Source organism: Myroides sp. 1354 (assembly GCF_030324495.1).
GTDB lineage: Bacteria > Bacteroidota > Bacteroidia > Flavobacteriales > Flavobacteriaceae > Flavobacterium.
The window spans coordinates 23,657-45,019 of sequence record NZ_JACAGN010000001.1 but is presented as its reverse complement, the minus strand read 5'-3'; the positions used below and the strand labels follow the sequence as shown (position 1 = coordinate 45,019).

Genomic DNA, 21,363 nt, shown 5'->3' with positions numbered 1-21,363 from the left:
AATAAAAAAGGCTACTTTATGTAGCCTTTTTTTATTATATATCGTCATAATTGATGTGAATTTCATCTGAGGTAACAATCGCTTGACAAGATAAGATCAACCCTTCTGCAACTTCGTCATCGGATAAGATACTATTGCGTTTCATTGTAGCAGAACCCTTAGTTACTCTACACATACAAGAACTACAAATACCACCTTGGCACGAATAAGGAGCATCAATTCCTGCTTCTAATACACCGTTTAATAACGCTTGACTTTTCGGCATCTCAAAAGTAGATTCCTCATCGTCTACAATTACGGTCACTTTAGTACTTCCTCCTCCTGTTTCTACTGGATTATTTCCATCAGTATTAGGAGTGAAAATTTCAAATAGAATTTGGTCTTTCGCTATTCCTTTTGCTTGTAGTGTTTCACTTACTACATCAATCATCGTTTCAGGGCCACACAAGAAATAGTTGGTAAACGATTTATCTTGGTGTTTGTTGTTGACTACAAAATTAATGGCAGCTTTGTCAATGCGTCCAAAAAGAGAATCGTTTTCTCTCATTCTCGAATACACAAAGTGTACGTACAATTGTTCTGGATATTGCTCTTGTAATTGGTGTAGTTGGGTATGAAAGATGGTCTCTTCTGCCGATTTATTTCCATAAACCAATACAAATTTACTGTTCGGCTCTTCGTTCAATACCGTCTGTAAAATAGACATTACGGGTGTAATACCACTACCTGCAACAAATGCAGCATAGTTATTCGATGCTTCCGCATTGGGAGTAAAAGTAAAACGACCCTCAGGTGTATCTACTTCTAATTGATCTCCTACTTTCAACTCATTATTGGCATACGTGGAGAAGGCTCCCTCTTCTACTTTTTTGACCACAAGGCGAATCTCTCCACTTTGAGGAGTAGAACAAATTGAATAAGCACGTCTTATTTCTTTGCCGTTATATTCATATCTAATGTTGAGATATTGACCTGCAACAAACTCATATTCTGATTGTAAGGCTGCAGGAATATCAAATACGATAGATACCGCACTTGGAGTTTCTCTTCGAATCTCTTTTACCGTTAATTTGTTGAATCTTGACATCGTTTAGTTCTGTTTAAGTTCGCAAAAATACAAAACCCACCGAGTAAAAGGAAGTTTTACTTCTTGGTTTAACTAAAAATATTATACCTAATTGTTTTAGGTATCAAAAAAAGACTATATTCGCAATACCTAAGATTCTTATATATGGCAAAACAACAACAATTATACAAAGGGAGTTTGAATACGATTATTATGAAGTTATTGGCGGAAAATGGTCGGATGTATGGGTATGAAATTACTCAGAAAGTTAAAGAAATAACAGCAGGTGAGATGAGTTTAACTGAAGGTGCTCTTTATCCAGCGCTACATAAATTAGAAGCTGATGGTTTTTTAGATGTAGATATGGAACGCGTTGATGGACGGGTACGAAAGTATTATAAACTAACAGAGAGTGGCGTGAAAGAAACGGATAATAAACTTGAAGAATTGGAGAATTTTATCCGCAATATGCAACACATTGTCAATTTAAAATTGACGTAAAGTTTTATTAACTCTAATGCACTGCAAATCAATGAATAGATTAACTCGAGAACGGCTAAATCATATTGAAGAGCGATTACGTCAAAAATTTAAAAACGAATCAAAGCAAGCTTAGTTTATTTCTATTAATCATTACTTATGCAAATACTTACCTCCAACCAACTCCAGCATATAAATCAATTTTTAATTGAGCAGTATCGCTTGTATTATATTGATATTCAGTCAGAAGTAGCAGATCATATTGCTTCAGATATTGAAGTAGAATTGCAATCGGGAAAAAGCTACGAAGAAGCCTTTGTTCTTGTTTTTTCAAAATGGGATGCACTGTTGAAACCCGCAAAAGGTTTTTTTAGGGGTATTCCTCGTTTTGTTGCCAATCAATGGAGCAAAGATCGCTTGAAGCGGGGTGCTAAAGCTTGTTTGTTTGGTGTTCTAACTACATTACTCCTTGGAGGTGTATTTTTTCGTTGGATTGATTTAGACGAGAATATTCTATGGGGAATAGGAACCTTACTTGCACTCTATGTAAGTCTGGGAATTTTCTATTGGCTCAATCGCAATTTAGTCAAAGAGGTACCTTTGCATACGGTAGCCGGTACTTTTCTGAGAGTTGAGCTTAAGCGATTGGGATGGGTACAAAGTGTTTTTGTCATTATGCCTTTGTTGGGGCAAATGAAGTTGATACCACAAGGAGAGTTGATTTTTTATAGCTATCTCTTCTTGGGATTTGTAATGCTATTCTACCTGATTCATTGGAGAATAGATTATCAAAAAGAAAAGTTATATCAGATAAAATGGAAAACCTTATAGCTATTGTTTATGAGAAAAGTGACGCTAGAAGAAATAGAACAATTACATCTTTTTGTTCGTAAACATTATGTTGAATTCTACGATGTAGAGATGGAATTGGTGGATCACTTAGCCAATGATATCGAGATACAATGGCAAGAGGATCAACAATTGTCGTTTGATGTTGCATTGAATCGAGCGTTTAAAAAATTTGGCATCTTTGGTTTTAGCGATGTCGTGGAACAAAAAGTAAACGAATTGAGTACTAGTTACTATAAAAAGAGCTTTCGTTTGTTGCTGCACTGTTTTACAATTCCTAAGATTGTAGTTTCAACGGCTTTGTTTTTGGTGCTTTATGTGTTTTTTCGATACCTAAGTAATGCCTATGCTCTTTATGCTAATGAGGTTATTAAAGGTATATTGATGGGATTAATAGTGATTCAATTTATTCAATTGATGCGAAGACGAATCAGATACAAAAAAGAAAATCGAAGACAATGGTTACTGCATGCGGTGTTGTTTAATTTAGAAATTTGGCCGTACTATTTGATGTTCATTTTTTTGTTCCAGAGTTTTTTGCTCGCGAGAACAACTACTTTTTTATTGGTATTACAGGCATTTGTTGTGACATTGAGTATTTTGTATGTCTATGTTTTAAAAGCAATTGTTGTTCCTCAAATAGAAAGGGATCTAGAACAACAAAAAAGGCAACTCTTGTTTGTCGGATAAAAAGAAATATACAGCGACCTATAGGTCGCTTTTTTATGTTTTAAAAAGGGAAATTTAAATCGCATTTTGTAAAAGTGTAACAGAAACGAAAGAGTAGCGTCTTATTCTATATCAACCAAAAAAATAGAGTATGAAACAACTATTCACCTTGTTTTTGTGCTTTTTATCGCTCGTTTCTTTTGCGCAGGTAACAGGAACGATAGTCGATCAAGAAGGAAAACCCATTAGTTATGCTACAATTATGCTGGAACAAACCCAGCAGGGAGCCATAAGTAATGATAAGGGATTATATGAGATTAAACCTAAAACCCAAGGAGATTTTACACTTGCTTTTCAGTTTTTAGGCTATAAAACGGAACGCAAAAAAATTTCCTACCAAGGAAAACCACTAACGGTAGATATCGTTTTGCAAGAGGAGGAATTCCAACTAGACGATATCGTAATCAAGGTAGGTAAAAACCCCGCGGATGATATTATCCGCAGAGCTATCGCTAATAAAGAGCAAAATACAAAGGGAATGGCTGCTTTCTCTGCAGACTTTTATTCTAAAGGAATGATCAAGAGTTTGAAAATTCCAAAATTCGCCCAAGATAAAGTATTGGTAAACGGAAATAAAATGGCTGGATTGGATTCTCTTGGACAAGGAATTCTATATTTATCTGAGACCGTTTCGGAATTAAAATATCAAAAACCCAATCAGTTAAAAGAGCATATTATCGCTTCTAAAGTTAGCGGTAATAATAATGGTTATAGTTTTAATACTGCAGATGAATCATTTTATGATTTCTATGAGAATCAACTGAATATTGGTGATTTTGGGATGCAAATGATTTCTCCTTTGTCTAATCAGGCTTTTGCCTTCTATAAATATAGTTTAGATGCGACTTTTAAAGACAATGGTGTGCTCATTAATAAGATAAAAGTGACGCCAAAGGTTAAGAATCAACCTGTTTTTTATGGGGATATTTATATTGTAGATACGTCTGCTGCTTTATATGGAGTAGATATGACTGCAACAGGGGTGAGTCTACAACAGCCCTTTATTGAAACCATCACAGTTAGTCAAAATTTCTTTTTTAATGCGGAGAATCAAACTTGGGTCAAACGTTCACAAACGTTGGATATGATGATTAGCTTATTGGGTATTAAAGGACAAGGAACTTTTTTAAGTGTGTTTAATAATTACAACTTTACACCTAATTTCACCAGAGCAGATTTTGGAAAAGAAGTGTTGTCTTTTGCCAAAGATGCTAATAAAAAAGAAGATGATTTTTGGACCAATCACCGTTTGTATCCCTTGTCAACAGAAGAGGTGAAAGATTACCATTTTAAAGACAGTATCCGAGTACATAAAGATTCACCAGCGTATAAAGATAGCATTCGTATGGCACATAATCGTTTTGAGGTACTATCTCCTATTACAGGTTATACTTACAAAAGTAAAAGCGAGCGTTTTGCTTTCAATTACAAGGGGTTAATTGAATTGGATAAAATAGGATTTAATACGGTACAAGGATTCTTTATGGGGACGGGACTTGATGCTACGTTCTATGGAGCAGATAAGAAGTCCTATACGCGTGCAGCGGTAGAAATGAATTATGGTTTTGCTTCAGAACGCTTCAGAGCGTACGGAAGTTTGAGTCATCGTTTTAATGATGTTCATAAGTCATTGATTTATGTAAAAGGAGGAACGAAGATTGAACAGTTTCACTCCGATAATATTAGCGAGCAATTCAATAGTTTATTTTCGCTGTTGTTCCGAAAAAACTTTGCTAAGTACTACAACAATGAAAAGGCCTATATTGGATATCAGGGTAAATTTATGGAGGAAGCTTTATCTCTTACCTCAGAGATTGGGTATGAACAAAGAAAACCGCTGTTTAACAACGCTAATGGATCTTTCTATACAGGAAGCAGAGCGTATACATCTAATGACCCTACAAACCCTTTAAATGATTTAAGTGCGCCCATCGATTTACATCATGTATATAAATTTAAAGTTGATGCCAATATCCGTTTAGGTATGACTTACGTTTCTTATCCTGATAATCGTTGGTATATTCCAAATGCAAACTATCCTAAAATCAATGTTGGCTATGAAAAAGCTTTTGGGGGAAGTTTAAATAACTACAATTACGATTTAGTTAAGATGGGTATTTCACAAGAAATTTCATTGAGCAATAAAGGGGAATTCTCGTATAATATTAAGGGAGGACACTTTTTCAATGCAGATGGTATTTCTTACGTGGATCGCAAGCATTTTACAGGGAATCAAACCCACTTAAATATAGAGAATGATCGTTTGAGTTCTTTTAGTTTGTTGCCTTATTACAGTTTAAGTACCAATAAATCATATGCGGAAATGCATGTAGAATACAATTTCAAGGGGTTTATTATGAATCGCTTACCTTTATTGAAATGGACGGGTTGGAATGTAGTTACAGGTTATCACAATGCAATGATGTCCGATACAAAGGCATATCAAGAATTCACAGTAGGATTGTCAAATATAGGATTTGGAAGTATGAAAGGGTTTCGCGTAGATTATGTACGCGCTTACCAAGGCAGTAACTTCTTCAAAGATGGTTTTATGTTTGGATTTAAAAAAGACTTTTAAAGTTAGTTGAATATTTTTGGATTGGAAGAGAATTTAGTTTATTAAGTGTACAGTCCAATAAAAAAAGCCCGATACATTGTATCGGGCTTTTGTATAATTAGAAGTTTGATTTAAACTGCTCTAAGAAGCGAACATCGTTCTCATAGAACATGCGAATATCGCTGATTTGGTATAACAACATGGCAATACGCTCAATTCCCATACCGAAGGCAAATCCACTGTATTCATTCGCATCGATGTTGCAATTGGTCAATACGTTTGGATCAACCATACCACATCCCATAATCTCTAACCAACCTGTTCCTTTGGTGATTCTATAATCCACTTCAGTTTTCAATCCCCAGTAAATATCTACTTCAGCACTTGGCTCTGTAAATGGGAAATACGAAGGGCGTAAGCGAATTTTAGATTTACCAAACATTTCTTTGGTAAAGTAAAGTAAGGTTTGTTTTAAATCAGCAAAAGACACGTCTTTGTCGATGTATAATCCTTCTACTTGGTGAAAGATACAGTGAGAACGAGAAGAGATATCTTCATTTCTGAATACACGTCCTGGAGAAATGGTACGCAAAGGCGGTTTGTGATCCTCCATATAGCGCGCTTGTACCGATGAGGTATGCGTACGCAATAAGTGTTGTGGATTTGACTGCACGAAGAACGAATCTTGCATATCACGTGCTGGGTGATAGTCAGGAAAGTTCAGGGCAGAGAAGTTATGCCAATCGTCTTCAATTTCTGGACCTTCAGAAATAGTAAAACCAATACTGTTAAAAATATCAACAATCTGATTTTTTACAAGTGAAATAGGGTGTCTTGATCCAATAGACATAGGATAACCTGGACGTGTTAAATCGCCATATAGCCCTTGTACATTTTTAGACTCTAGTTCTTCTTGGATTGTTTTTACTTTAGTCTCAATGGCGCTTTTTAGCGTATTAATCGCCTGACCAAATTCCTTTTTCTGATCGTTGGAAACGGTTTTAAAATAGGCAAATAATTCGTTTAAGATTCCCTTTTTAGAAAGGAATTTAATTCTAAAAGCTTCTAGTTGTTCTTTGTTATCGGTTTGGAAGTGTTCTGCCTCACCAATGTATTCTTTTATTTTATCTATCATTTTAAGTAAAGTAAAAGGCAAATTTACTGCTTTTCATTTAGACATAAAATTTAAAGCAAGCTAAATTTTTTATTTATGTGCGTTTTAGTCAATATATTTTAGTTCTAAGAAATACTGCACAATGGCTTCTTTCATTAAAACACTTTGTTCTCCTGCTCGCAAAGCGGGTAAATGTTCTTTTACGTTATAATGAGGCCAGCCGTCGTTATCATAGTGATCAAATTCATAATATCCATAGGGTTCCAGTAGGCGGCATATAGCAATATGCATCAAATTAACTTTATCGTCTTTTTTATATCGTTTTTTGATTTTACCTAATTCTTGAACGCCAATAAGATAGATGATTGCTTCTAGATCGAGGACCTCTCCATCTCCAAAGCGAGTAGATATCTTTTGCACGACATCTTCCCACCTCTGTTTTAATTGTTCATCTCTTGCCATCTTGTTGTTTGTTTGAATGAAACAAAGATACAATTTACTTATGACACAGATTTATAGAAAAAATAATAATTTAGTGGAATATAAAATGAGGATAACATGATATTAGATATGTTAGTTGTATTGGCTTTGGCCTTTGGTATATTTAAAGGGTTTAAAAACGGTTTTTTTGTTTCTGTTGTTGCCTTTTTATCTCTTTTGATTGGCACGATGGGGGCCTTGAAATTTTCCAATGTGGTCAAAGATTTTCTGCAACAAAAATGGGGTTGGGAGTCTAGCTTTTTGCCTGTATTATCTTTTGTTATTGCTTTTGTATTGGCCATCTTAGCGGTTCGATTAGCCGCACAAATTACAACCAAGATATTTGAAGCTGCTTTTTTAGGTTTCTTTAATCGCGTGTTAGGAGCCCTATTTCAAATTCTTGTCGTAATTTTAATGATGAGCTTAGCTTACGCTGTTATGGATCAGATAAACAGCCGTATTACCCTGATTGGTCCCGAAACTTTAGCGAATTCTAAAAGTTATAGCGTTTATCTTTTCGTTGCGGAACACATCTTCCCTAGTTTGTTTGAAATGGTGAAACACCTATTTGAAAAAAGCGTAGATGTTTTGCAAACACCTACGCCAGAATCTATTTAAATTTCGCGAATAACATCTTTATTGATCCAACCAACTTCTTGGTTGTCTAGGCGGACTTTTAACCAGAGTCCTTTTTCTTCCAAGATATATACTTTCGTTCCTTGGTGTAATTCTTTGAGCGTAGAGGAAGTCGTCTTTGCTTCTTCTTTCATGTCTACTTTAGCTTTGAAAATAAGCGCTGTTACACTGTTTTTCGTATAATTACTTTCAAAGGAAGCTGCATAAAGACTTCCAAGACCGATGACAACACTAAGTATCATACCAACAAATAAAAGGCGTTTGATGTTGCTGTTGTGACTAATAAAGTACACCATAAAGCATATTAACAGTAGTATACTCGATAACGTTGCTACAATAGCCCAACCATCAACAGATAATTTACTCAAAGATTGATGGACAATATCTGCTTTGTCGTATTCCTCAATGAGGGTTATGTCATCTTCTAAATGCTCTTTGGTAAAGTTCAAATTGGTCTTAGCCTCTTGCATGGAAGGATTCAATTTCAACGTTTTTTCATAGTAGTAAGCCGCGTGAACATAGTCTCCCGTTTTAAAGTAAGCATTCGCCAGGTTAAAATATAACTCGGGTGAGTTTTGATATACATGCTCTAGTGCGAGATAACCTTCAATAGCCTCTTTGAAATGTTCCTTCTGAAAAGTCGCATTCACTTTGTCAAAAGACTTTTGCCAATCTGCAGGTTGAGCATAACTAACGATGCTCACTAAGGCAAAAACAAGATAAAAAGTTAGTTTTTTCATTAGGACTTAAATTGTTTTTCCAATTGATCAATGACGTCAATGGCCGTTTCGTAATCTTTAATTATATCAACTTGATCTGTTGGCGTATAACGCGCCCATTCACAAGCATTTTTCAAATTCATAAAAGAATCAATAGCGGTTTCGCTAATGGATTTTTCCTGTAAAATTTCCGTGATATTCTCATTGCTCATCTCACTGGTTTCCATGGTCAATTTGGCCTTTAAGAAGTTGTGTAAACAACGTTCTAAAGCTTCATAGAATAAGTCTTTATTATTCATGTGCTTTTTCGCCTCACTTAAGTACTTCTTCGCTAAGCGATTGTTTCTCTTTAATTTATTTCCTTCTATATCGTTTGCTTTTGCTTCTTTTAGGCGGGTTGCAATGGCGAATAAAGGCATGATCACTAGCGGTGCAAGAAGTAAGAAGTAGAACAATGTAGTATTCCAATACGTTGGTTTCTTTGATTCTACAAAGGTCAACGTGGTTTTATTTTTTTGGAATAAGTCTTGATCGTCTGCTTGATCTGTACCAGCAGCTTCTTTATTTGTTGGCAACATCGGACCATCTAATACGTGAATCTTTATCGTATCTGTAGTAATCGTCTTGTATTGTTTGGAAGCCAAATCAAAGTACGAAAACTCCATAGGATCAATGTTGTATTCTCCTTTATACTGTGGAATGATTGTATATTTATTGGTTCTATTTCCTTGCAAGCCGAAAGAAGTAGGATTAAGTTTTTCTGAATATTGAGGGTCGTAAACCTCTAAAGCAGAATGGGCTACTGGAGTAGGTATCGTAACGAGGTTGAGGTTTCCTTTTCCTGAAACAGCAACTGTTAAGTATAAAGGTTCCCCTGCCTTTAATTCAGTAGTAGAAGGAGTTGCTTTCATTGAAAACTCACCTACACCTCCTGAAAAACTGGCTGGCCTATCTTTTTGCGGTAAATCTTGTGCGTCAATGGTAATAGTTTGTGTACTGAAGTCTTTTTCAATTAAACCATATTCTGGAAAACCAAAAAAATCTCGACGTCCTGTAGGAACTTCTACCTGAACAGTTAATGAAAGAGGTTTTATGACGTGTTTACCTACTTCTTGTGCCATGATAATATCCTGTTTCAAGACGATGTAGTTGTACATTTCTCCCTTGTATTTGCCCTGTTTTAATTCAGGACGTTGAGGCATTTCAATATTATAGGTCCAAAATTTATCGTAGGTCGGGATTTGATTTCCTCTATAACCACCAACATTGGCGTTGAAATACAATTTGTATACAATCGTAACGGGTTCATTGATGAAAGGTTTCGTCTTAGAAACTTCTGCAACTAAATGAACTCGATCTAAGGTACCTTGTTGTATTTGGTTTGCTTGTTGACGAGGATCTTGACGTTCTACAGCATCCGTTACTGTAATGGTAATTGGATTGGTCGTATAGGTTTCACCTTCCATAACAATACTGGCTTTACCAATAACTATTTTCCCTTTTCTTTTAGGTCTCAAAAGGTAAGAAAATGATTTTTTGAAGGATTTTTTTCCATTCATCCATGCATAGCTTACGGCACTATTTGGTCCACCAACAACGGTAAACCCCTCGAAATTTGGAGAGCGAAATTCGTCTCCGTCGCTATTCATTGTAAATTCAATCTGAATAACGTCATTTAAAGGTACTTGTTCCTTGTTTACACTCGCTTCGAAAGTCGCTTGTGCAGCTAAAGATTGTGTGAAGAGGACACAAACCAATACAAGATATAGATGTAATGTTTTCATAATTTAAAGCTTACCAATCTTTTTTACGTTGTGTGGATACCCCTTGTGCTTCGGCTTTTTTATCTCCTTTTTTGTTCTTGTCTATCAATCGTTGTTGTACCGCCTGCTCATCGCGATTCACCGCATCTAATATACGCTCCATCTGCTCTTTGCTTTGTTGCTGTTTTTGTTGTTGCGGATTCGGTTGTTGTTTTTGATCTTGATCTTTATTGTCTTTATTGTCCTTGTTGTCTCCTTGATCTTTTTTATCGTCTTTCTGGTCGTCCCCTTTGTTATCCTGCTTATTGTCTTGCTTGTTGTCTTGCTTGTTGTCTTGCTTGTTGTCCTGGTTCTGATCTTTATTTTGATCTTGGTCTTGGTCTTGGTCTTTATTCTGTTGATTTTGATCTTGGTTTTGATCTTTATTGTCTTGATTATCCTGATTTTGATCGTTTTGAGGATTCTCTTCGTTTAGTTTTTTTGCTACGGCATAGTTGTAACGCGTTTCATCGTCTTTGGGATTATTTCTCAACGCATTTTTATAGGCTTGTTCTGCCGCTTTATAGTTTTTTTCAGCCATATAAGCATTGCCTAAGTTATGATAGGCTTGATGCTTAGCTTCTTTGGTTGTTGCTTCTTTGATTGCTCTAGTATAGGCTGAAATAGCTTCTTTGTTTTGTTTTTGACGAATAAGACTATTCCCTAAATTGTAAGTAGGGGTTTCTTTTTTCTCACTCTTTGATGAGGCAACGCGATAAGCTGCTTCTGATTGAGTGAATTGTTTGTGTTCATAGGATTCATTTCCCACCGTTAATGCGCGACCCGCTGATTGTGCCCAACTAGATAGAGAGGCAAACAAGATCAATCCAAAAGTCAAATATAGATGTTTCATTTTTTTCCAAGTATGTGCATTATTCTTTTTCATTGAAGAGATTTAACTGCTTCATCCAACTCGTTTTGCGTTCTAGAATGAATAAATCAATGCAAAGAAGTAAAAAGGCTAAGCCTAAAAACCATTGAAATTGCGATTGAAATTCAGCGATTTGTTGGGATTCGAAATCCGTTTTTTCAATTTTATTGAGTTCATTCGTAATAAGGTCAACAATTTCTTGCGTATTTGACCCATAAAAGTATTTTCCTCCCGTAGCATCTGCAATGTGTTTCAAGGTAGATGGATCCAATTTGGTGATAACAACTTCGTTGTCCCAGTCTCTTTTATATTCTATACCTTTTGCCGTTTTGATGGGAATAGGTCCTCCTTTTTCGGTTCCAACTCCGATAGTGATAATCTTGATGTTTTTCTCCTTGGCTAGTTGGATGGAGGAATCAACACCTTCACCGTGGTCTTCTCCATCGGAAATGAGAATCATTACCTTACTCGTTCTCGGGTTATCAAAGTAATTACTCGCTACGTGAATGGCTTCTTCTAAGGCCGTACCTTGTGAAGATACCATATCCGTATTCATCGATTGCAAATACATTTTGGCCGCATAATGATCGGTTGTAATTGGTAACATAGGGAAGGCACTTCCGGCATATCCAACAATCCCAATACGGTCTGGACCCAAGCTATTGATAATCTGTGAAGTTAGCTGTTTCATTTTTGCCAATCGGTCAGGAGCCATATCCTGAGCAAGCATACTCTTGGAAACGTCTAAGGTAAACACAATATCTACTCCTTGTCTTTTTACGGTAACAATGCGTGTACCTATTTTTGGATTCACAAGCGCCAATACAATACAGATTAAGGCAGCCAAGTATAAAGCTGCTTTGATGATTGGTTTATTGGCAGATTTATTTGGAGCTAATGCTTGCAACGCTTTGGACGTTGCAAACGTTTTTTGCACTTTCTTTTTCCATAGTATTTCCCATACCACTAACAAGGCAATAACAGCGATTGCTATTAGTAAAAGAAAATATTTTTTGTCATCTAATTCCCACATAATGCTATTAAATAAATCCTCTAAAAAGTGTTTTACTTAGAATAAAATCTAATGCTAATAAGATAAAAGCAAGGAGAGCGAATAATCTGAATTTTTCGTCTGTATTGACATACTTTTGCTCATCTATTTTTGTTTTTTCTAGCTGATTGATTTCGTCGTATATATTTTTAAGACTTTGCGTATTGGTTGCTCTAAAATATTGCCCTCCTGTTTCTTTGGCAATCGTTTTCATCAATTCTTCGTCCAATTCAACTGGAATTTTCTTATAGAGTAATTCTCCATTAGGATCAAATCCAACAGGTGATTCTGCTAATCCATTGGTTCCAATTCCGATGGTGTAAATTTTGATGTTGAATTCTTTGGCAATTTGAGTCGCCATTAAGGGATCTACTGTTCCTGTGTTATTTACTCCATCTGTCAATAGAATGATGATTTTACTTTTGGCTGGACTGGTTTTAATGCGGTTAATTGCAGTCGTTAATCCCACGCCAATGGCTGTTCCATCGCGTAAATCATCGGAGTATTTAATGTCGCGAAGTGAATTTAAAAGCAAGGTTTTATCACTCGTTACCGGTGTTTTTGTATAAGCTTCTGCTGCGTAAATCACAATTCCGATGCGATCAGCCACACGCTGACTAACGAAATCACCAGCCACTTCCTTCAAGGCTTCCAAACGGTTGGGCTTTAAGTCTCGGGCTAACATACTGCCCGAAATATCCATGGCCATCACAATATCAATCCCATGCGTGGAGTGGATCTGATGGTCCACACTAATCACTTGCGGACGCGCTAAAGCAATAATAAGTGCACTTAGTCCGAGGGTTTTTAATACAATGGATAGGGGCAATAAGCGTACTAATAACGAAGAATGCCCCGTAAAAGCTTCTATTGAACTTAGTTTAATCGTCGCTTTTTGTCTTTTTCTGTTTCTATACCAAATGAAGATAACAAGAGGTAATAGCAGAAACAACCAAAAGAATTCAGGATGTAAAAAGGTTGCATTTCTCATCGTTACTGGTCTTGTTTATACTGCATAGAATCGAATACTTTTTCGGTAATCTCATCTGCATATTGATCTTCTGTATGGTGAAATACCCATACCTGATTTAAAACGCTTTTACTTTCGTGACTCAACACACAAGCAAAAGTTATTTTTTGATTTTTCCCTTTGTCTTTCTCTGATTTAAGGATAAAGCTCCCTTGAACTTTTAATCCCGTTAATCCTGAAGCATTCTCAAATTTCTCATGCGTTAGCTCAATGCCATCTACTTCGTGATTTTTGATAATTAATTTCAAAGAATGATCAAGAATCTCTTCTTCTGTATATTTAAAGTCTTGACCTGTCAGAATGGTACTTAAAGTAATGAAAACAGGATCTCCTAATTCACCACTTTTGAACTGTTGGATGTTGTCAATTCCATCTATTCCACTGTCTCCAACTGTAGGGTCATTTTTTCTTACCAATACCTCAGGTGTGCTTACAGTTAATCCTATTCCACTGCCGTAAGTACTGTTAATCCACTCCTGCTGGAGTAGGCGTTTAGATGAGTTGAAGGTAAATAAGCTCAAGCTTTGTTCTGAAGTAATATTGATTAAATAGATAATACCTACCAATAACATTAAAACAGCTGAAACTGCAGTAGGAATACCAAAACGCACTCTTTTTCTCTTTCTTTTGCGTTCTTCTCTCAATCGAATACGCTCTGTTTGAGTTGCGGCAGAAATTGGATATGCCGTGTTTATTTCATTAATGATATTTTGTGTTTTAGATGTATCTGCAGCAATTTCGTTATCAGCTGGTTGTGATTTGGCAAACTTAACTAAATCGGCCGTATCTAAAACGCGTTTGAATTCGTTGATAATTTTGGGATCAATTTTGATTTCCTTATCGCGTAGTGTATTCTTTAAAATGGAAACTGTTTCAAAGGTGGTTAATTCACGGGCGGAAATGCCAAAGGTATCTTCAATAAATGCGCGTGCAATATCAGTCATCTCGGAATAATAGGGCTTTGCATCTCCACGAGTCCAATTTTGTTTTTCTTCTAATTGCTTTAACTTAGTTACTGCTTTTTCGAAAGGCGTACTATACTTGTCATCCTCTGTGAGGTTTTTATCTTGTAATTTTTTGATAAAGAAATAAATTACAACTCCAATGAGAATAGCCAAAAGGAGAAAGGCCAGGTAGTACCAATTGGTAGAAGGCGCTGCTCCTGTTTTGGATATAGATTTAATATCGTATAAAGGCGTTTTTAATGTGTCTACTACGACGTTCTGAACGTTGATGCGGATCGAATCTGTCTTAAACATCTTCGAATCAATGATAATAGGTAATTCCGGAATGGTGTAACTGCCCTCGTCGAATTGCGTTAATTCATAAGTCTTAATTAATTCAACGAAGTTGTCTTTTTCAATCGTATCAACGGGAAAAGAGGTTAAAATCTCTAAAGGGCCTAAGGTTTCCGATTCGGGAAATACGACCTTACTGCCTTTAGAAGCCATAGTGCGAATGCTATATTGAATAGGTTCACCTATCTTAATATTCGTTGTGTCTACTTTTGTTTCAAGAGGTAATTGAGCTAACATCAACTGAGATGATAACAAAAGAATAAGTACGCTTAAAAGATTGTATTTTGTTCTATTCAGTGTCATTTTATCTAGCTTTGAAATACCCTAATAATTTTTTTACATAACTCTCATCTACGCGCATGTTGATTACACCTGCCCCACATTTTTGAAAGGTCTTTTTGAATTGATCTTCTTGTTTTAAAAAATGAGCGGTATATTGATTTCTCACTTCTTTACTTCCCGTATTGATTAAGATTTCTTGTCCTGTTTCTGCATCATAAGCGTTGATAAGTCCTACGTTAGGTAGCTCTTTTTCTCGTTCATCATAAATGCGAATCCCTGTGATATCGTGTTTTTTTGCTGATATCTTTAAGGTACTTTCGTAGGGAGGTGTCACAAAATCAGACAAGAGGAAGACAATTGCTTTTTTCTTGATTACTTTTGATAGGTAAGCCAAGGCGAGACCTACATCTGTTTGTTGACTTTTGGGTTTGAAATCAATCAATTCGCGAATGATTCTCAACACGTGCATTTTTCCTTTTTTAGGGGGCACGAATAACTCAATTTGGTCAGAAAATAAAATAAGTCCAATTTTATCGTTGTTTTGCGTAGCAGAAAAGGCTAGGGTAGCGGCAATTTCTGTAACGATATCTTGTTTGAACGTATCCGTTGAACCGAAGTTTTCCGATCCACTGATATCTACCATAAGCATTAGCGTCAACTCTCTTTCTTCTTCGAAAACCTTGATATAAGGTTCATTGTAACGCGCTGTGACATTCCAATCAATAGCGCGTACATCATCGCCAAATTGATAGGGACGTACTTCAGAAAAAGTCATACCACGTCCCTTAAAGGAAGTGTGGTATTCCCCTGAAAAAATATGATCACTTAAACGCTTGGTTTTGATCTCAATTTTTTTGACCTTTTTTAAAATCTCTTTGGTTTCCATTGTAAAAGAATTATTCAAAATAACTATTCCGTACTAAGCGAAATAATTGTGAAATAAATAGTTGTAATCCACAGCTTTAAATGCTATGGAACTTCTATTTCGTTTACAATTTGATTGATGATATCCACAGAGGTGATGCTTTCTGCTTCTGCTTCGTATGTAACACCAATACGGTGACGCAATACATCGATAACTACGGCACGTACATCTTCTGGAATTACATATCCTCTTCGTTTGATAAAGGCATAACACTTCGCTGCTGTTGCTAAGTTGATACTACCACGAGGAGATGCACCAAAGCTAATAAGTGGTTTTAATTTTTCTAATTTGAATTGCTCTGGGTATCGCGTTGCAAAAATAATATCTAAGATGTATTTTTCAATTTTCTCATCCATGTATACCTTTTTAACCGCTTCTTGTGCGCGTTTAATTTGATCTAAGGTTACCACTGGATTTATCGTTTGTTTTTCACCAGCTAAATTCTGGCGAATCACTAAGCGCTCTTCTTCTAATTTTGGATAATCAATCACCGTTTTTAACATGAAACGGTCCATCTGTGCTTCTGGTAAAGGATAAGTACCTTCTTGTTCAACAGGGTTTTGCGTTGCCATTACTAAGAAAGGCTTATCTAACGCATATGTGGTGTCACTAATCGTTACTTGTTTTTCTTGCATCGCCTCTAAAAGTGCAGATTGTACTTTTGCTGGAGCACGGTTAATCTCATCCGCCAAGATGAAGTTGGCAAAAACAGGTCCTTTGCGAATTGTAAAGTCATTTTCCTTTACGTTGTAAATCATCGTACCTATAACATCCGCCGGCAATAAATCTGGCGTAAACTGAATTCTGTTGAAACTACCGTGTACCGCTTTGGCTAAGGTATTAATCGCGAGTGTTTTTGCTAACCCAGGTACACCTTCTAGTAAGATGTGTCCTTGTCCTAGTAATCCAATTAACAATCGATCAATCATGTGCTTTTGTCCAACAATAGCTTTATTCATTTCCATTGTCAAGATATCAATAAAAGCACTTTCTCTTTCTATAAGTTCATTTAATTCTCGAATATCGTAATTTGATCCGGGTGTTTCCATAATAAAAGTTTTGTCTGAAAATAACGCTCATTTAATTATTCATGCAAATTCAAAAAATATTCTCTATTAAGTTGTTAATAGATGGTTAAATCTAAAGTAGCTGTTCAACATTTGGGCGTGATTTATGGGTTTCTTTTTATAATTTTAAGAACAAAAAATAATTTGCTATGATTAATAAGCGATTACTTATTAAAAATCTACTGGCCCAATATGATGAGAATAGTTTCTACGATAAGAAAAGGCAGCTAAATTTACACACCAAATCGGGGAAAGCAAAATTTTTAAAACATATTTGTGCCTTATCTAATTCAAATCCTCAAAATAACTCCTTTATTATTGTGGGAGTAGAGGATGATAACAACGAATTAGTGGGGGTAGATTTTTATGACGATAGCAAGATTCAGAATTTAGTTAATGCTTATTTTGCCAATCCTCCGAGTATTACGTATGATAATGTCACTTTTACGAATCTTGCTGATGATAAGGTGATTGGATTGGTTACCATTGCGCCAAATTCGGATTTAACGACCTTTAAACGGCCTATTGGGGAAATTCAAGTTGGCTCCTATTTTTCGCGTGTTGGGAGTACTTCTGTTCCCAATGGGGAACTTATTTACAACGGCAATAGCAGTCATGTAGAGAGTATCGAAAAAAGTTCACAGAATAATTTAAATCACGTGCTTGAAAGTGTAGTGGGCTATATGATGCAATCTTCTAAAGATATTCACGCCAATTACAGTGTATTTAAAGAGCAATTTGTCATTTGTTGGGTAGGAAAAAAGATGAATATTCGAGGTATTCCGTTTTATTCACGCATGGATATTGAATTTGTCAACGAGCAAATTAAGTTATTTTATTCTTCTCTTGACGTGGTAACGCTTTTTTATGATGCAGAATCCTTTGTGTTAACTGAATATCTAAATCTGGGATTAAATGACGGAACGAGCTATTATCCCTTTGAAGAAGTACGCCTCAACTTTTATGATAATGGCAGCTATGCCATGGAGAGCAAGATGCTCTTCGAACCGCCGAAGTACAATGAAAATATCTTGGAACACATTTATAGAAACAGCCTGAAGGTCATTCAAAAATTAAAAGGAGGAGAGCGGTTGACCAACAAAGAAGAACGAGTGTTGAGTAAATTGTGTTACAATATGATGTTGTGTTACCTCAATGGTTTCGAGCAAGCGAAGGAGGAGTTGATTGAGGTTAAAGATTATTTAAAATTTGCCAATGACCCACAGCTGTTTATAGGCTTTAAGCAAGTTATGCGTATCTTGCGTAAGTTGAAATACGAAACAGAGAGTTATGAGTAGAACCTTGGTTATAGGAGATATACATGGAGGTTTTAAAGGGTTAAAACAACTTTTTGAACGCGCCAAAATAACACCAACCGATCAATTGATATTTTTAGGAGATTACGTAGATGGATGGAGTGAACCCCATCTGGTAGTTGAATTCTTATTAGCCTTAGAACAAACGCATTCTTGTGTTTTTTTAAGGGGAAACCACGAGAGCCTCCTCGTTAAGTGGATGTTGACCAAAGAAGAGAATCCACAGTGGTTTAGAAATGGAGGAGATGCCTCTGTCTTGGCTTATAGTCAAGTGCCAGAAGAGCAGTTTAAACGACATCTTGCTTTTTTTCAACGCTTGCAAAATTATCATATTGACGAGGCAAATCGATTGTTTGTACATGCAGGATATACGAATCCTCGAGGAATTGAAGCTGAATTTTTTGAAGAGTATCTCTATTGGGATCGCACTTTGTGGGAAATGGTTATGGCGATGGATACAACCTTAGATTCGTCAGATCCACGCTATCCAAAACGCTTGAAATTCCACAAAGAGATTTATATTGGACATACACCTGTTACTCATTTTGGATTTGATGTACCCGTTCAGTTTGCCAATGTTTGGAATATAGATACTGGTGCGGCCTTTTTCGGCAAAATTAGCGCCTTAGATGTTGATACAAAAGAATATTGGCAAAGTGATGTAATTGCTGATTTGTATCCAACAGAAGAAGGGAGGAATCACAAATAATAGTAAAATATTATATATTTGTAGGCAAAGTTTAGAACAAATGAAAAAATTAATCGCAACTGCTTTTTTAATCGGTGGGATGTTAGGCGCTAAAGCGCAAGCTGTAAATGAAGTTAAGATCAATATTCTTAATACCATTGTAGTGCCTTCAATTGAATTAGGTTATGAGCATTTTATTGATCACAATCAATCTGTTGGAGTAGATATTCACTTCATGGATCGTTTTTCGTACTATCACGAAAGCAAAAGCAAAGACCAAAAGTTTAATACAACGAGTTTAGCTTTCAATTATAAATTCTATTTTGGAGGTAAAAATGACGCGAATGGAAGTGGGTATTCAGTTTCTCCTTTCATCAAATATCGTTTTGGTAATTTCAAAGAAGATGTATTTAACTCAGAAATTAATGGGTTAGTACGCGAGAAAACAGATATGAATAGCTTTATCTTGGGAATTGGTTTCGGGCACAAATGGACTATGGGAGATTCATTCGCTATTGAACCATTTGTCAATGTAGCAAGAAACTTCAGTAGTGAAGTAAATGATCGTTTCTCAGCGATTGAATTCAACGCAGGTGTAATGATTGGATACCGCTTTTAATCATACAATATAAAAACAAAAAAGACGTCTACTAGACGTCTTTTTTTATGGTTGAATTCGATTAAAAATCAAATTTAATACCTTGTGCTAATGGAAGTTCACTTCCGTAGTTGATCGTATTGGTTTGTCTTCTCATGTAAGCTTTCCAAGCATCAGATCCAGACTCACGTCCTCCACCTGTTTCTTTTTCACCTCCAAAAGCTCCACCAATTTCAGCACCTGAAGTACCGATATTAACGTTAGCAATTCCACAATCAGAACCTGCTTGAGAAAGGAATAACTCCATTTCACGCATATTGTTTGTAAAGATTGAAGAAGATAATCCTTGAGGAACTCCATTTTGCATATCGATAGCCTCTTGGATGTTGCTGTATTTCATTACATATAAAATTGGAGCAAACGTTTCTGCTTGAACAATCTCAAACTCGTTTTTCGCTTCAATGATACATGGTTTAACGTAGCATCCACTCTCATATCCTGTTCCTTCTAGAACTCCACCTTCAACGATGATTTTTCCACCTTCTTGTTTTGCTTTTTCAATTGCATTCAAGTAATCTTGAACTGCTCCTTTGTCAATTAGTGGTCCAACGTGGTTATTTGCATCTAATGGGTTTCCAATTTTCAATTGAGCATAAGCACTTTGTAAAACTTGAATTGTTTTATCGTATACACTTTCGTGAATAATTAAACGACGAGTTGAAGTACAACGTTGTCCTGCTGTTCCAACTGCTCCGAATACTGCTCCAACTAATACCATATTGATATCTGCGTGTTCTGAAACGATGATCGCGTTGTTTCCTCCTAATTCTAAGATTGTATTTCCAAAACGCTCAGCTACTGTTTTTGATACGTGACGTCCAATACGAGTTGATCCTGTGAAAGATACTAATGGAATTCTGTGGTCGTTGTTCATTAAGTCTCCACACTCATTTCCAACTACTAGGTTACAAACTCCCTCTTGAATTCCGTTAGCTTTGAAAACTTTAGCAATAATATTTTGACATGCTACTGCACACAAAGGTGTTTTTGAACTTGGTTTCCAGATACAAACGTCTCCACAAACCCAAGCAATCATTGTGTTCCAGCTCCATACAGCCACAGGGAAGTTGAAAGCAGAAATAATACCTACAATTCCAATTGGGTGCCATTGCTCATACATTCTGTGCATGGGTCTCTCAGAGTGCATAGTTAAACCATACAATTGACGAGATAATCCTACTGCGAAGTCACAGATGTCAATCATTTCTTGAACTTCACCTAAACCTTCTTGTAAACTTTTACCCATTTCATAAGAAACAAGCTTTCCAAGGTGTTCTTTATTGTTGCGTAATTCTTCTCCGATTTGACGAACGATATCCCCTCTTTTTGGTGCAGGAACTAATCTCCATGATTTGTAAGCCTCTTGTGCTGTTTGCATTACTTTTTCGTAATCTTCAGCTGTTGAAGCTTTTACTTTTCCTATTAGTTCACCTGTTGCTGGTGAGTATGATTCGATAATTCTTCCGTTAGAAAATGAGTTTAAACCTGTTGAAGTACCGTTGTTTACTTCTGCAAGTCCTAAATGCTTCATCGCATCCAAAATTCCAAATTGGTCATTTGTTGTTGCCATTATTCTTCTTTTATAGTTTATAAGATAGTTCTTCGCTAAGATATAAAAATAATTTTAGCTAAGAGGTGTTAATAAAAACACTTCATTTTGCTATATTATTAAGTTGTTGACAATTATTTGGAATAAAAGCAACGTTTATTTTGAGCTAATTGCAAAATTACAATTAGGTTGTTAG

20 protein-coding genes are annotated in these 21,363 nt (G+C 36.0%); 8 read left to right on the top strand and 12 right to left on the bottom strand.

Annotated features, from left to right (window positions below; genetic code table 11):
- Positions 1–34: 34 nt before the first annotated feature.
- A complete protein-coding gene (locus HX004_RS00215; RefSeq protein ID WP_286440252.1) occupies positions 35–1,087 on the bottom strand; it encodes a ferredoxin--NADP reductase in 1,053 nt (350 codons plus the stop codon).
- 144 nt (positions 1,088–1,231) lie between these two features.
- Here HX004_RS00215 and HX004_RS00210 point away from each other — a divergent pair, with 144 nt between their 5' ends.
- From HX004_RS00210 to HX004_RS00195, 4 genes are all read left to right on the top strand, one after another.
- Positions 1,232–1,567 carry a PadR family transcriptional regulator gene (locus tag HX004_RS00210; RefSeq protein ID WP_286440251.1) on the top strand — a complete coding sequence of 112 codons (336 nt, stop codon included), beginning with the start codon at positions 1,232–1,234 and terminating at the stop codon, positions 1,565–1,567.
- A 138-nt stretch (positions 1,568–1,705) separates the two neighbouring features.
- Positions 1,706–2,377, top strand: coding sequence for a hypothetical protein (locus tag HX004_RS00205; protein ID WP_286440249.1), 672 nt, complete (start codon positions 1,706–1,708; stop codon positions 2,375–2,377).
- Between the two features lie 9 nt (positions 2,378–2,386).
- A complete protein-coding gene (locus tag HX004_RS00200) occupies positions 2,387–3,085 on the top strand; it encodes a hypothetical protein (RefSeq protein WP_286440248.1) in 699 nt (232 codons plus the stop codon).
- Between the two features lie 130 nt (positions 3,086–3,215).
- Complete coding sequence (locus tag HX004_RS00195) at positions 3,216–5,702, top strand: DUF5686 and carboxypeptidase regulatory-like domain-containing protein (RefSeq protein WP_286440247.1); 2,487 nt, start codon at positions 3,216–3,218, stop codon at positions 5,700–5,702.
- A 97-nt stretch (positions 5,703–5,799) separates the two neighbouring features.
- On the opposite strand, the gene pheS is transcribed toward HX004_RS00195, so the two are convergent.
- Together pheS and HX004_RS00185 are read right to left on the bottom strand one after the other, a co-directional pair.
- Positions 5,800–6,816 carry a phenylalanine--tRNA ligase subunit alpha gene (gene pheS / locus HX004_RS00190; protein WP_286440246.1) on the bottom strand — a complete coding sequence of 339 codons (1,017 nt, stop codon included), beginning with the start codon at positions 6,814–6,816 and terminating at the stop codon, positions 5,800–5,802.
- Positions 6,817–6,900: 84 nt separating this feature from the next.
- Entirely contained in the window at positions 6,901–7,257 is a 357-nt protein-coding gene (locus tag HX004_RS00185) for a hypothetical protein (protein WP_286440245.1), read from the bottom strand.
- Between the two features lie 96 nt (positions 7,258–7,353).
- On the opposite strand from HX004_RS00185, the gene HX004_RS00180 reads away from it, so the two are divergent.
- Positions 7,354–7,893 carry a CvpA family protein gene (locus HX004_RS00180; RefSeq protein ID WP_286440244.1) on the top strand — a complete coding sequence of 180 codons (540 nt, stop codon included), beginning with the start codon at positions 7,354–7,356 and terminating at the stop codon, positions 7,891–7,893.
- On the opposite strand, the gene HX004_RS00175 is transcribed toward HX004_RS00180, so the two are convergent.
- The 8 genes from HX004_RS00175 to HX004_RS00140 form a co-directional block, all read right to left on the bottom strand.
- Entirely contained in the window at positions 7,890–8,651 is a 762-nt protein-coding gene (locus tag HX004_RS00175; RefSeq protein ID WP_286440243.1) for a tetratricopeptide repeat protein, read from the bottom strand. The genes HX004_RS00180 and HX004_RS00175 overlap by 4 nt on opposite strands.
- Positions 8,651–10,414, bottom strand: a complete 1,764-nt coding sequence (locus tag HX004_RS00170) for a BatD family protein (protein ID WP_286440242.1) — start codon at positions 10,412–10,414, stop codon at positions 8,651–8,653. The genes HX004_RS00175 and HX004_RS00170 overlap by 1 nt, the downstream gene beginning before the upstream one ends.
- A gap of 10 nt (positions 10,415–10,424) precedes the next feature.
- Positions 10,425–11,285 carry a tetratricopeptide repeat protein gene (locus tag HX004_RS00165; RefSeq protein WP_286440241.1) on the bottom strand — a complete coding sequence of 287 codons (861 nt, stop codon included), beginning with the start codon at positions 11,283–11,285 and terminating at the stop codon, positions 10,425–10,427.
- 19 nt (positions 11,286–11,304) lie between these two features.
- Positions 11,305–12,336, bottom strand: coding sequence for a VWA domain-containing protein (locus HX004_RS00160; RefSeq protein ID WP_286440239.1), 1,032 nt, complete (start codon positions 12,334–12,336; stop codon positions 11,305–11,307).
- Positions 12,337–12,343: 7 nt separating this feature from the next.
- Complete coding sequence (locus tag HX004_RS00155; RefSeq protein WP_286440237.1) at positions 12,344–13,345, bottom strand: vWA domain-containing protein; 1,002 nt, start codon at positions 13,343–13,345, stop codon at positions 12,344–12,346.
- A 2-nt stretch (positions 13,346–13,347) separates the two neighbouring features.
- A complete protein-coding gene (locus HX004_RS00150) occupies positions 13,348–14,985 on the bottom strand; it encodes a BatD family protein (RefSeq protein WP_286440236.1) in 1,638 nt (545 codons plus the stop codon).
- A 1-nt stretch (position 14,986) separates the two neighbouring features.
- Positions 14,987–15,850 carry a DUF58 domain-containing protein gene (locus tag HX004_RS00145; protein ID WP_286440235.1) on the bottom strand — a complete coding sequence of 288 codons (864 nt, stop codon included), beginning with the start codon at positions 15,848–15,850 and terminating at the stop codon, positions 14,987–14,989.
- Between the two features lie 83 nt (positions 15,851–15,933).
- Positions 15,934–16,938 (bottom strand): AAA family ATPase, encoded by a 1,005-nt coding sequence (locus tag HX004_RS00140; protein ID WP_286440233.1) that lies wholly within the window; start codon positions 16,936–16,938, stop codon positions 15,934–15,936.
- 167 nt (positions 16,939–17,105) lie between these two features.
- Here HX004_RS00140 and HX004_RS00135 point away from each other — a divergent pair, with 167 nt between their 5' ends.
- The 3 genes from HX004_RS00135 to HX004_RS00125 are packed head-to-tail and all read left to right on the top strand — an operon-like array spanning position 17,106 to position 19,579.
- Positions 17,106–18,254 carry a DUF5929 domain-containing protein gene (locus HX004_RS00135; protein WP_286440231.1) on the top strand — a complete coding sequence of 383 codons (1,149 nt, stop codon included), beginning with the start codon at positions 17,106–17,108 and terminating at the stop codon, positions 18,252–18,254.
- A complete protein-coding gene (locus HX004_RS00130) occupies positions 18,247–18,981 on the top strand; it encodes a metallophosphoesterase family protein (protein ID WP_286440230.1) in 735 nt (244 codons plus the stop codon). The genes HX004_RS00135 and HX004_RS00130 overlap by 8 nt, the downstream gene beginning before the upstream one ends.
- Positions 18,982–19,021: 40 nt before the next feature.
- Positions 19,022–19,579: a DUF3575 domain-containing protein gene (locus HX004_RS00125; protein WP_286440229.1), complete on the top strand. Its 558-nt coding sequence runs from the start codon at positions 19,022–19,024 to the stop codon at positions 19,577–19,579.
- 61 nt (positions 19,580–19,640) lie between these two features.
- Here HX004_RS00125 and amaB read toward each other — a convergent pair whose 3' ends face one another.
- On the bottom strand, positions 19,641–21,188 hold the full coding sequence (amaB, locus tag HX004_RS00120) for an L-piperidine-6-carboxylate dehydrogenase (protein WP_286440228.1): 1,548 nt from the start codon (positions 21,186–21,188) through the stop codon (positions 19,641–19,643).
- Between the last annotated feature and the right edge of the window lie 175 nt (positions 21,189–21,363).